This window comes from Nostoc sp. (genome assembly GCF_036916985.1).
In the GTDB taxonomy this organism is placed as follows: Bacteria; Cyanobacteriota; Cyanobacteriia; order Cyanobacteriales; family Nostocaceae; genus Nostoc.
In genome coordinates this window covers 135392-147425 of record NZ_JBALFD010000013.1, presented here as the reverse complement: position 1 = coordinate 147425, position 12034 = coordinate 135392, and the positions used below count along the sequence as shown (strand labels likewise).

Genomic DNA, 12034 nt, shown 5'->3' with positions numbered 1-12034 from the left:
CTTATTTTATCGTAGATCCTAGCTAGCTTATGATGATTGCATTTATGTCCTACAACCGAGTCATACAAAGGTTTTAATGGTTTTCGGAGATGTCTCATGTATGAGCATTCTTGACCTTGAGAACAAGCTACTGGTAAAGTTTGGTCGCCGCTGACAACACTGCCAGAGATAAAATAATTATTTCCAACTTTTGCATCACCTTTTTCCGATGTACCAAGTACAACAGAAGCAACACCCACACCAGAGTTTATCGGCTGGGGCATCTTATCGAAGGGTATTTGGTTCAGACCAGGAACTTGATTGATGTAACTTTGCTGCCAAGATTGGAACTGTCCTAGCTGTGTTTGCCTCAGTCCAGGAATTGAATCAATCGAATACTTGCTTAGGTCAAGCTTACCCAAAGGTAGATTTGCGATTTGGGGATTTGAACTTACAACTTGGGAAATTCTACCATTGCCAACTCCCCCATTTTGAGAAAACAAAGCCGCTAACGAAGGAACTTGCTTTAAGGTCAGATTGCCTAAACTAGGTATTGCCTTAACTAATGTTTTTGGCGTTTGCCATTGCATTAATCCAAAATCTTTTAATGTGAGTTTGTTCGTTGTTGGGATGAGGAGATTGATAGATTCTAGGCTAAAGTTAGACATCTCAAAGGCATCATCAGTATCACCCAGCATCACTACAGAATCTACTTTTTGACCTGCTGACCACGACCGCGACGGGTCATAGCCAAATACTGAGATTAAGTTGTTTGGAATAGTCAGATATCCTGATTCTTGAACAGGTGGGAGATTCCCCCAAGTGATGCGTGACCAATCAGGAGCTTGGGTTTGATATTTCCCTTGTGAATAGGTGATGGTCGGAGTGTCAGCCCTCGATGGGGCAGATAAGGTCAATGGAATTAAAGCCTTGCATAATTTTACTTCCCGATTTCTAAGTCTTGGATCTTGTAAACCTCTAATCCGGCTTTGCGAACGCTGTATGCAGTTCGTTGAATGTTGGATGAGTTAGACGGAGGACTTGGTGTATCTATTGCTCTGACAAATACAGTTTTATTAAATGCGATCGCTTTCCCTACCTGATTACTACCCTGAAAGACTATGAGATTGGCTACCATATCAATTGACCAGTGACCTGATGCCAGTTTCTGCGGTTCAGAGAAATACCGTACAGCTAGAACTGATTGCGTCGTGCCATTAAAAACGTCAACTGGTGTCAGGTTGCCTAATTCTTCTAAGAAATTACCTCGAAAATCTTCAGATAATGCAAATCCTGTAACCCATACATTCGTCGTGATTTTTTTCTCCCCTACTTGTACACGGGAGCAACGCGATTTGGTGAGGTAGGATCAAAAACCAGCGATCGCTAACAACTTTCTTCAGTACTAAAAAATATTTGTTACATTAATAGCCGTATTAATACATAAACAATGAATAAATTTTAAGTGTGGTGATGTGTGCAAAAATTTATGAGGGTCAAAAACAAGGTAGGATTCCCGTTAAGTAATTCTTCCAGGCTTTTAACGTCTACCTTTTATGGCAAAAAATATAAGTGCAACTCTTGATTTAAACAAGTCAGTTAAAAGTTTTCACTCACAGGTCGCAAAACTTTTAGAATTTACAAATATCGCAGAGTGGAATGGAAAAAAGCTGAGAGAACGAGAAGAACAAATTAGAGAACAGGCAATAATTTTAGCAGGGCAATGTATAGTTATTTTATTATATAATCTTTCAATATCCCCAAAAGTCTTGAACTATTCTGTTAGTCAAACACAGGAATGGAGAAAATTAAATACGAAAAAACATGGTTTTAAAAACCGACAAATAGTAACAATTGGAAACGTCGAAGTAACTTTAAACCTACCTTATGTACTTGAACGGAATCCCACAAGCAAAGAATCTAATAATTTTCCGCTTAATGAGCCAAAAATAAAAACCTCAAATCAAGGATTTTGTCCGTTTTTAAAGTGGCTAGGGATGTCTGAAGGTATTACCCCTTTGGTCTGGTCAACAATTGCCAAATATGGTGCAATAGCTAGTTCTTTTGATGCAGCACGTTCGACGCTAATGGATTGGGGAATAAATGTTAGTTTAAAACGAATCGAGCGCCTGACTTACCTTTTTGGTGAAATTGGTATTAATCTACGCCAATCAAAAATATTAAATCTGGAGATGGGTCATTTATCTAACAGTAATGTTCTCAAAGACCAACGAGTTGTAATCGCTGTAGATGGTGGAAGAACTAAAATTAGGTTCAATAAAAAAGGTAGACGCAGTAACAAAACAAACCGTCATGTCTTTGTCGGTGAATGGATGGAGCCAAAGTTACTAACCATTTATGTAGTAAATGAACAAGGTAAAAAAATTAGGACATCGGCAATACCTATTACTAATGATGGCACGTATTCTGGTTATAAAGAATTCCTCCTCATTTTAGAAATGTATTTGCTAAATTTGGGTATAAGTCAAGCCAAACAGGTGTTATTAATTGCTGATGGTGCAGAGTGGATATGGATACATATTCCTCCTTTACTCAAAAAATTAAAATGCCCACTTGAAACTTATCGATTATTAGACTTTTATCACGCAGCATCACATTTACAAGATTTTGCTGATGCTGCTTTTAGTACAGAGAATGAGCGTCAAGCATGGTTTAAAAAATCTCGAAAAATTTTAAAAAAAGGTCAGGCACTAGATTTAATGAGAAATATGGGTGAATTTATCTCTGAGGCAACAAGAGAGCGCTGTAAAATTATGGTAAGAGAGCGAAATTATATTTTAAAAGCTTGATAGTTGGAGGCTTTTAAAATATAACGAAGTTGTGGCTCGAAAATTACCTCTCGGTAGTGGCGCTTCTTGATTGTTTAATTCGTCAAGTTGTTAATTTACGTATGAAAGGAAACAGTAAATTTTGGTTACAAAATAATGCAGAAATTATGTTACATCTGCGTTGTCAATGGATAGCTAAAAGTTGGGATAATTTTTGTGATTCTATCTTTAAATTTTTTATCAAACCCCAAACTGGTTGATAAATTTTATACTTTAATTCTCCCTTTAATTTATTTTCTGCCGTAATTGATACCAAGTATCAAAGATTTGTTGCAGAGATTTTTGGAAATAATCGTCAAATTACTTGCTAGCAATCTTTTTGAGATACCTCATCAAGATGATTTCTCGTTTAAATCAGTATTTAATTTGTAAATAAAATCACCATTAACTTAAATATCATTTTTAGCGTAGGCGTAGCCCGCCGTAGGCATCGCTTGTTTTTGATCCGACTTCACAAAATCGCGTTGCTCCCTTCAGCAGCTAACTCTGCAAATGAGGATATCTCTCAGCAAGTAGATCCAGCTACAGCAACAATCACCGTTACTGCTGTTGAAGTAACAGAGTTGACTCAAGAGGAGCAAAGCGATCGCCTGCACTTGGAGAGGAAAGTGGAGAGAGCGTTTTTTGAAGCAGGCAAAGCTTTAATAGAATTACGCGATCGCAGATTATATCGCTCTACACACAAAACCTTTGATGAGTACTGTTTAGACAGGTTTGGCTACAATCGTTCCCGTTCTTACCAGCTAGTTGATGCGGCAGTTGTTGTGGACAACTTGCAAAAATGTCCACAATTTGTGGACATTTTGCCGACAGCAGAGGGGCAAGTTCGACCCATGACAAAGCTTGAACCCCAGGAACAGCAGGAAGTGTGGCTAAGAGCAGTAGAACTTGCTGGTGGTAAAGTGCCAACTGGTAGAATCGTGAAAGATGTTGTGCAGCGCATCATAGAGCGTACCCAAGTACCTAATACTTACCAAATCGGTGAAATCTGCCAAATCTTAGTTAAGGACAACCCGGAACTGAGAGGCAAAGGTGGTTGTTGGGCAATTGTCAGCGCAGTGAATGACTTTAGTTGCAGCGTGAGAATGTGGGATGGCGAGTACGCCGTTGGCTTACAACACCTGAAGTCTTACGATTACTTGCCTGCCGAGTGTGAGCAGATGCAGGTGATTTGCGATCGCATTACACGGGTGTATTCCGATTCGCTAGAGGAGACAGTCAAAAGTCTGTTGCAGTCGTTGGGGAAACTGAATCGGCCTTATTTAACGGCTGTCGAAGAGAAATTGTTGAATCTTCTGGAGTCGGAGTATGGGAGAATACACTGAATAATTTTGGCAATTTGGCATTCAATGTCTTTAGGTTGCAGTTTTAATGGAGATATCAACACAACGGGACAGTGAAGAAGTTGTACGAGGGAAAAGATAAAACTTCCCACTTCTTGACATCCAGCTATGCCAGTTGTTTAGTTGAGTGCTGTAGAACCCCTCTACATGATTCATACAGCGCTCAACAGAGTTCAGTTCCCACTCTACAACTGGCTAGAAATTAGCAAAACTCAATAGAATCTCAGAAGATGTAGATAACTGGCATTTCTCTAAGAGCGATGGCATTAGTAAATTGCGGAACCGCGAAAACTTGGAAGAAGCTGCCCATGTTCTGCTGAAGTACTTGGGGGAGTTGAAGCGGCCGTATTTGATAACGTGAAAGAGAAGCTTTTGAGTGTGATGCAGGAATATGGGGTTAATGAAGGAAATAAGCCGATTGCAAATTCGTGAAGATGATTTGACAGGTAAAAATATTGCTAACCTTCTGAGTACCGAGGCCCCTTTGGTAAATACATTGATGACCCGAACAGCGTATTTATGACGAAAAAGCTTGCTTGATTGGTTAATAACAATCACCGTTACTGCTGTTGAAATTCCAGAGTTAACCGAGCAAGAAATTAGCGATAAGCCTGACGGCATGGCTACGCTTACCGCTTGCACCTGGAGCGAAAGAACGGGCGTTTTTTGAGGCGGGAAAGGCACTTATGGAGTTACGCGTTCGTCCTTGACGTTGCCGGAGGCAGTAGAGGAAGTGGGTGGTAAAGTCCCAAGTGGTAGAATCGTCAAAGACATTGTGCAGCGCATAATGGAGCGAAGCAGAGTACCAAACACCTACCACTTGGGCGAAGTATGCCAAGTTTTAGCTAAGGACAACCCTGAACTCAGGGGTAAGGGTGGGTGTTGGTGTGAGGTAAAGGTTATTTGCAGCCGCTCAAGCGAACCGTTAGCATTAGTTACGATGCACTTCAACAGACTAAGGACAAGCAACTAAATCGAAATTACAATCATTACGAGACAAAGTAATCATGGAATTCAACCCAAACAACAATGTTGTTAAACTCTGTCTTCAAGGTATGGGCATGGAAGAAAAAGGCAACCCAGAAGAAGCAAGTAAACTGTTTCTTCAAGCCTGGAACGAAGCGACACACGACTTTGAAAAATTCATTTCAGCCCATTATGTAGCTCGATATCAGAAAAATATTTCTGACAAATTAAAATGGCTCGAAACGGCTTTGCAGTTTGCATTAAAAATAAATAACAACACTGTTAAGAGTGCAATACCTTCTCTATATTCAAACATTGCCAAATGCTATGAGGACTTAAGCGACCCTGACAAGGCAAGAAAGAATTATGAATTAGCAACTTCGTTTAAGGATAAACCTTCTGACAAAGGCCCCTTTTATCATGGAACGAAAGCAGATTTGCAGGTTGGCGATTTGCTGACAGCAGGAGGCAGTTCTAATTACAAACTTGAACTCAAAATGAATCACATTTATTTCACAGCCCTTGTCAATGGGGCGGGACTAGCTGCTGCATTAGCAAAAGGCGATAACCGTGAACGTGTTTATATCGTTGAACCAACAGGGGAGTTTGAAAATGACCCGAATGTTACAGACAAAAAATTTCCCGGCAATCCGACACGCTCATATCGCTCCCAAGCACCATTAAAAATCGTTGGCGAAGTCACAGATTGGGTGAGACAAACACCTGAAGAACTCCAAAAATGGCGTGAAAAGTTGGCCAATAACAAAGGAGAAATTATTAATTAATTTCTAAGATTCCCACATCCTGCTCACCGATTGAAATCAACGGCCTTATTTAACGGCTGTCGAAGAGAAATTGTTGACGCTTCTAGAGTCTGAGTACAGGATTTGTTAAGCCTCTGAACAATTATGGCAATTTTGCATCCGATAAGTAGGAAGTGCAAAAATTACGTAAAATCTTATTTTGGAAGTAAAAAACAGTTTATTAGCAGGTTACAATTTAGCTTTGGTTGAGTACAATGTAGCAAAAAATATATTATTGCTACGGAAATAACTATGATGGATTGGAAAAAGCTCCTGACACCTCAAAGGCTTGGTAGGACTGAACAAGAAGATATTCAACATGGCCGTACCCCGTTTTTAAGAGACTATGATCGTTTGGTATTTTCTTCCCCTTTCCGCCGCCTCAAAGATAAAACACAGGTTTTTTCCTTACCCACAAATGACTATATTCGTACCCGTCTAATTCATAGTCTTGAAGTTTCTTGTGTTGGCCGCTCCCTTGGTAGGATTGTGGGCGATGAAATTATAAAAAGACACAAGCTTGATAAATATGGTTACAGTCCGTCAGACTTCGGTGAGATTGTTTCTGCTGCTTGTCTAGCTCATGATATTGGTAATCCTCCCTTTGGTCATTCTGGAGAAGATGCTATTCGTACAGCATTTCAATCTTGGTATCGTTCTGTTAACCAGATGAAAGAGGAACTACTTAGCAAGTTTCAAAAAGCTGACTTTGATTTATTTGAAGGTAATGCACAAGGATTTAGGATTTTAACTAACCTTGAAATGGTTCCTCAAAGAGGGGGAATGCAACTCACTTGCCCAACTTTAGCTTCTTTTACAAAGTATCCTAGAGAATCTTTAATACCAGAATCTATCTTAAAAAATTCCACAAGTAGAATTCTTAAAAAACATGGCTTTTTTCAGGCAGAAAAAGATTTATTTACTGAAGTAGCAAATACAGTTGGGTTAATTCGCCGTCATGATAATGCAGCATGGTGGTGTAGACATCCACTTGCTTTTTTGGTTGAAGCAGCAGATGACATTTGTTACTCAATTGTTGATGTAGAAGATGGACATCGTATGGGTTATATATCATTTGAGCAAGCTAAAGACTTGCTTAATAAGATTGCAGATATTGATATTCAAAAAAATGATGATAGTAACGATGAAAAAGTTAAACGATTGCGTGCTAAAGCTATTGATAAACTTATAAGAGAAGCAACTCAAATTTTTTTAGATCATGAAGTAAAAATTCTGTTGGGAGAATTTGAAGAAGATTTATTATCTTTAAGTGATTATGCAGAGCATCTAAAAGAAATTGGAAAACAAACTAGTGATACTGTTTTTCAGCATCAGGATGTAGTTAGTATCCAAGTTGCTGGATACGAAGTTTTAGCCAAGTTATTTACTGAGTTTGCTAACACAATCTTCAATAATAACAATAAGTCTAAATTAGTCTATCAAATGCTTCCGAAAGAATATCATCTAAATTTGGAGGATGATAGCTACGAAAAAATTCTGAAAATTACAGACTATATATCTGGTATGACTGACTCCTATGCTACTAAACTATTTCAAAAATTTAGCGGAATTTCCTTGAGATAATTTCATTGTAGGAGCTACCTATTTTATCTAGGTAGAAAATTTAGGTTTGCAAGTAATTAAAAATAAGTTTTATTATCCTGTTGCTATTGAATAGAGAATTTCTATAAAGCAAGGATATATTTTTACAAGCTTGAGAAACTAAGATATTAAAGCTTAAAATAACGAAAGGTTGATGAAAACCAATGCTGCTCGACTACTGGATAAACTAGGTATTGCATACCAAATCCTGAGCTATGAGGTTGACCCTGACGATCTCGCTGCTCTTAGTACAGCACACAAATTTGGTCTTCCCCCAGAGCAAGTTTTTAAAACTCTAGTAGTCAGAGGTGACACAACAGGTATCTGTTTTGCTGTTGTGCCAGGAAATGCTCAGTTAGACTTAAAAGCTTTGGCACGGATTTCAGGAAACCGCAAAGTTGAGACAGTTGCTCTCAAGGAAGTTCAGCCATTAACAGGATACATCCGTGGGGGTGTAACGGCTTTAGCTAGCAAAAAAGACTATCCAGTTTACCTTGATGAAACAGCAACCCTATTTGAGCAGATTACTGTTTCTGGTGGAATGCGAGGAATGCTGCTTCTGCTATCGCCAGATGATTATTTACGTGCCGTTAATGGCACTTTGGGAGCAATTGTACAAAATTAGTACAGAAATTTTCCTCTGAAACCATAAAGCGATTGCTAATCAAAGGAAGCTTATAGCTTACTTGAGAAAAGCTGAGTATTCTTACTAAGAAACTTTATTTTATCCTGCGCTTGGAAACTAATTTACGTAAGACTTCTGAGAAAAATAGTCTGTAAATTGCTTATCAAATAAAAGCTTTAAAAATTTATTGATAATTAGCTAAATAATTGTAGGAATAGAGTGTAGTTTACCGCCGTAGGCATCGCTCATAAGCTAGTATCCATAGATAGTATCTATGCCATCTGCATTTGAGCTTATTAGAGAGGATTTGGGGGAAACAAGTGAGAAAAATTGGGTTGCTAGGTTTGACACTAGTTAGTTTGGGAACGTGGTTTAGCTTGCGTTCCTCCCCACCGTCTATATCTTCTGCGCTCCCAACCATTAAGCCCTCACCACCAAAAACTATCCGCTACCTTGAGCGCATCTTGCCCCAAGGCATAGCTCACATTTTGTTAATTCCAGCCAATAGCAGATTTGTGGTAGCTGGGGCATTATCAGCCAAAGTAAACACCGTGGAGGAATTTGCCCAAAAACGTAAAGCGCTCGCTATCTTAAACGCAGGCTTTTTTGATCCAGCCAATCAAAAATCTACATCCTATGTTGTTGTTGCTGGTAAACTTGTGGCTGATCCCAAAGATAATGAGCGGCTAGTGAATAATCCCCAGTTAAAACCTTACCTAGCCCAAATTTTCAATCGCACCGAATTTCGCCGCTACCAATGTGGGCAAACCATCCGCTATTCGATTGCTTTGCACAATGAGTCAGCACCAGCAGATTGTCAGTTAGTCGATGCTATAGGTGCTGGTCCACGCCTGTTACCAGAACTCACCTTAGTACAAGAGAGTTTTGTAGATAATGCCTTGGTACGCGATGCACTAGGCAGCAACCAACTCAATGCTAGAACTGCTGTAGGTATTACTCGTGATGGCAGCATTATTTTAGTAATGGTAGCGCAAAAACCTTCACAACCAAATAACTCTGGGATATCTCTAGTGCAACTAGCAGACTTAATGAAAATCCTTGGTGCGTCCGAAGCGATGAACTTGGACGGAGGTAGTTCATCTTCGCTTTATTACTTGGGTAAAACTTTTTACGGGAAAGTTGATTTACAAGGAAATCTCATCAAGCGACCCGTGCAATCAGTTTTACTGGTTCAAGAAAAGTAGTATTATCCACTACACCCGTAAGCCGTATTCATTACTGCTGGCTTGAACTTGGGACAGTACCAGCAATGCTGACTGGTGACACGGCTGTACAGGCGGTGAAGATTAGGGCGATTAATAGTGACTTTTTCACTTCGGGGGTTGAGATAAGCGTTCCATCATCTCAAGCTATCATCAGTTTCCCCACTCTAACTCTATCTGGTGGTTTGTTTTGGGTATTAGGTAGAGATAGTGCAACTTTTCCTCCCTGGAATTTTTAAGTGCGATGCCTGCGGTGTTCTCGAAGAATCGCACTTAAGCGGTATCCTTAAATCCTAGAGCGCCACTTTGTAAGTGCTAAATCTGGTAGTGATTCTAGAGAATTAGAAACATTGTTGTTTCGCCTAATTTCAGTCTAATGAATAAAAAAAAAGTTAAAAATTCTCCGGTTTATACTTATGATTATCCGGTTCATGATTATGCAGATAACAGTATTTATCTAGTTATTTACTGCAACGGTAAAAACATTAAATCTCTAAAAAATGAAGATGCACAGTGGTTACTGAAGGCTTTAGAAATCTGGACAAGTCCAGAAGATATTCAAGCACTCTTAAGTTCGTATCACTACTAAATTAGCGGAATCTTACCCGCTTATGAAGACATAACACTAATTCTTTCGTTGGGCGATCGCTCTTTTTCACTTGTTCCTCTAAGAATCCTCGCTTGATTTTATCGGGCGATCGCACCTCTACCTCGTTTAATTTTTCCTCTCTTGATTTGGTCTACGGTGTACACACAAGTATAGTCCGCAAGGGTTCCAACCCTTCCAGCCCCATAAATACCCAAATTTTGGGTAACTGGGAACTCCATTTATCTCGCTAATTTTTAGGGCTAGGGCAACGAAACCAAGTTTTAGGTGGGATTTCAAGACTTGTGTGTACACCGTAGCTTGATTTGGTGGGGGCGATGGTCGGGAGCGATCGCTTGTATTTGCTGGGGAGCGATGCCTGCAGCAGTAAACTACGCAAGAGTGTAGTTTCTTTCTCAGTCAACATTGCGCTTAAACTCCATTTAGGCGAAGTGGTCTTGCAGTAGTTTGTGGATGAAGCGGTAGCGACCACCAACACGCTGAAGGAATAGGCGATCGGTGCAGTAATTGAGAAATCGGGCGTAGTTCTAGGGATGTAGCCTGTCCATTTTTCAAGCGTTCGCGTTCAGCGTCTCGTAGAGAGGAAACTTGAGCGATCGCTCTTCTAGCCCCGGAATGGTTACGAAAGATTAGGACTTTGAGCCATCTGTTACACGTAATAGCCCTTATTCTGGTTCCCGTGACCACACCCTCAAAGTCTGGAATTGGCAAACAGGAGAACCACTGCGTACCCTAATCGGTCATAGTGAGTGGGTAAATGCAGTTGCCCTTACCCCAGATGGTCAGTACGTAATTTCTGGTTCCCGTGACAAGACCCTCAAAGTCTGGAATTGGCGAACAGGAGAACAACTGCGTACCCTAGTCGTTCATAGTGAGTGGGTAAATGCAGTTGCCCTTACCCCAGATGGTCAGTACGTAATTTCTGGTTCCCGTGACAAGACCCTCAAAGTCTGGAATTGGCGAACAGGAGAACTACTGCGTACCCTAGCAGGTCATAGTGAGTGGGTAAATGCACTCGCCCTTACCTCAGATGGTCAGTACGTGATTTCTGGTTCCCGTGACAAGACCCTCAAAGTCTGGAATTGGCGAACAGGAGAACAACTGCGTACCCTAGCAGGTCATAGTAGCTGGGTATTTGTACTTGCCCTCACCCCAGATGGCTTGTACGTGATTTCTGGTTCCCGTGATAACACCCTCAAACTCTGGAATTGGCAAACTGGGGAAGTCATTGCTAGTTTCGTAGAGAATGGAGAAATATCTTGCTGTGCTGTTGCACCCGATGGCGTGAGAGTTGTTGCTGGGGATGTATCAGGAGGGGTGCATTTTTTGCGATTGCAAGGCCCATAAGAGTAATTTATAATTCGTAGTTGGGGATCAGCGAGCCTGACATTTGGGGCACTTAACTCTCAGAGGCTTTACCATGTAAAGCTTTCCTCTAAAATTCGTTTGTTCAGTATTCATATTAAACTCAAATGCCAACAATGGGTCAATTGTTGGTATTTACAAAGAATCTTTCTCACTCTAAGCGTGTGTTACACATAAGAGCCATTACGTGTAATGGGGGGCGAAAAGTATTATTTTCTTGTGGTTGTGAGCAGCGTCACTAACCTTGAGTATTTTCCCAACTTAGGATCATAAGTTGGGATTTGAGTTCTGACTGGATTAAATAGTTGAACTATATTTATGATACTTTTGTGCGCGATCGCCTTTGCTGTGAGTTGGGTTGAGCTAAGAAAACCCATCATCTAATACTCCGACACGATTTCAAAGTACCTCAACATGACTTTAAAGTACCTCAACATGACTTTAAAGTACCTCAACATGACTTTAAAGTACCTCAACATGACTTTAAAGTACCTCAACACGACTTTGAAGTACCTCAACACGACTTTGAAGTACCTCAACACGACTTTGAAGTAACTCAACACGACTTTGAAGTACCTCAACACGACTTTGAAGTACCTCAACACGACTTCAAAGTACCTCAACACGACTTCAAAGTACCTCAACACGACTTTGAGGTATCTATTGCTTATT

12 protein-coding genes and 1 pseudogene are annotated in these 12034 nt (G+C 40.2%); 10 read left to right on the top strand and 3 right to left on the bottom strand.

Features of this window, described 5'->3' with window-relative positions; translation table 11 throughout:
* Together V7L07_RS03600 and V7L07_RS03595 are read right to left on the bottom strand one after the other, a co-directional pair.
* Positions 1-896, bottom strand: an 896-nt coding sequence (locus tag V7L07_RS03600) for a hypothetical protein (RefSeq protein ID WP_335055133.1), incomplete at its 3' end; no start/stop codon positions are given.
* Between the two features lie 23 nt (positions 897-919).
* Positions 920-1117: a hypothetical protein gene (locus tag V7L07_RS03595; protein ID WP_335055131.1), complete on the bottom strand. Its 198-nt coding sequence runs from the start codon at positions 1115-1117 to the stop codon at positions 920-922.
* 418 nt (positions 1118-1535) lie between these two features.
* On the opposite strand from V7L07_RS03595, the pseudogene V7L07_RS03590 reads away from it, so the two are divergent.
* The 9 genes and pseudogenes from V7L07_RS03590 to V7L07_RS03550 all read left to right on the top strand — a co-directional run bounded on the left by V7L07_RS03590 (position 1536) and on the right by V7L07_RS03550 (position 9979).
* Positions 1536-3028, top strand: a pseudogene (locus V7L07_RS03590) (ISLre2 family transposase).
* Between the two features lie 264 nt (positions 3029-3292).
* Positions 3293-4153 carry a hypothetical protein gene (locus V7L07_RS03585; protein ID WP_335055129.1) on the top strand — a complete coding sequence of 287 codons (861 nt, stop codon included), beginning with the start codon at positions 3293-3295 and terminating at the stop codon, positions 4151-4153.
* 550 nt (positions 4154-4703) lie between these two features.
* Entirely contained in the window at positions 4704-4841 is a 138-nt protein-coding gene (locus tag V7L07_RS03580) for a hypothetical protein (protein ID WP_335055127.1), read from the top strand.
* A gap of 610 nt (positions 4842-5451) precedes the next feature.
* Positions 5452-5922, top strand: a complete 471-nt coding sequence (arr, locus tag V7L07_RS03575) for an NAD(+)--rifampin ADP-ribosyltransferase (protein ID WP_373529918.1) — start codon at positions 5452-5454, stop codon at positions 5920-5922.
* Positions 5923-6192: 270 nt separating this feature from the next.
* Positions 6193-7524 carry a deoxyguanosinetriphosphate triphosphohydrolase gene (locus V7L07_RS03570; protein ID WP_335055123.1) on the top strand — a complete coding sequence of 444 codons (1332 nt, stop codon included), beginning with the start codon at positions 6193-6195 and terminating at the stop codon, positions 7522-7524.
* A 172-nt stretch (positions 7525-7696) separates the two neighbouring features.
* Positions 7697-8167, top strand: a complete 471-nt coding sequence (ybaK, locus tag V7L07_RS03565) for a Cys-tRNA(Pro) deacylase (RefSeq protein ID WP_335055122.1) — start codon at positions 7697-7699, stop codon at positions 8165-8167.
* Between the two features lie 320 nt (positions 8168-8487).
* Positions 8488-9372: a phosphodiester glycosidase family protein gene (locus tag V7L07_RS03560; protein ID WP_335055120.1), complete on the top strand. Its 885-nt coding sequence runs from the start codon at positions 8488-8490 to the stop codon at positions 9370-9372.
* Positions 9373-9437: 65 nt separating this feature from the next.
* Entirely contained in the window at positions 9438-9629 is a 192-nt protein-coding gene (locus V7L07_RS03555) for a hypothetical protein (protein ID WP_335055118.1), read from the top strand.
* Positions 9630-9766: 137 nt separating this feature from the next.
* Positions 9767-9979, top strand: a complete 213-nt coding sequence (locus V7L07_RS03550) for a hypothetical protein (RefSeq protein WP_335055116.1) — start codon at positions 9767-9769, stop codon at positions 9977-9979.
* 429 nt (positions 9980-10408) lie between these two features.
* On the opposite strand, the gene V7L07_RS03545 is transcribed toward V7L07_RS03550, so the two are convergent.
* Positions 10409-10708, bottom strand: coding sequence for a hypothetical protein (locus tag V7L07_RS03545; protein ID WP_335055114.1), 300 nt, complete (start codon positions 10706-10708; stop codon positions 10409-10411).
* 12 nt (positions 10709-10720) lie between these two features.
* On the opposite strand from V7L07_RS03545, the gene V7L07_RS03540 reads away from it, so the two are divergent.
* Positions 10721-11344 carry a WD40 repeat domain-containing protein gene (locus tag V7L07_RS03540; protein ID WP_335055139.1) on the top strand — a complete coding sequence of 208 codons (624 nt, stop codon included), beginning with the start codon at positions 10721-10723 and terminating at the stop codon, positions 11342-11344.
* Positions 11345-12034: the final 690 nt, after the last annotated feature.

Coding starts and splice junctions, on each gene's coding strand:
- V7L07_RS03595 (WP_335055131.1), bottom strand. CDS start 1,117: ATGGTAGCCAATCTCATAGTCTTTCAGGGTAGTAATCAGGTAGGGAAA.
- V7L07_RS03555 (WP_335055118.1), top strand. CDS start 9,438: ATGCTGACTGGTGACACGGCTGTACAGGCGGTGAAGATTAGGGCGATT.
- V7L07_RS03570 (WP_335055123.1), top strand. CDS start 6,193: ATGATGGATTGGAAAAAGCTCCTGACACCTCAAAGGCTTGGTAGGACT.
- ybaK (WP_335055122.1), top strand. CDS start 7,697: ATGAAAACCAATGCTGCTCGACTACTGGATAAACTAGGTATTGCATAC.
- V7L07_RS03550 (WP_335055116.1), top strand. CDS start 9,767: ATGAATAAAAAAAAAGTTAAAAATTCTCCGGTTTATACTTATGATTAT.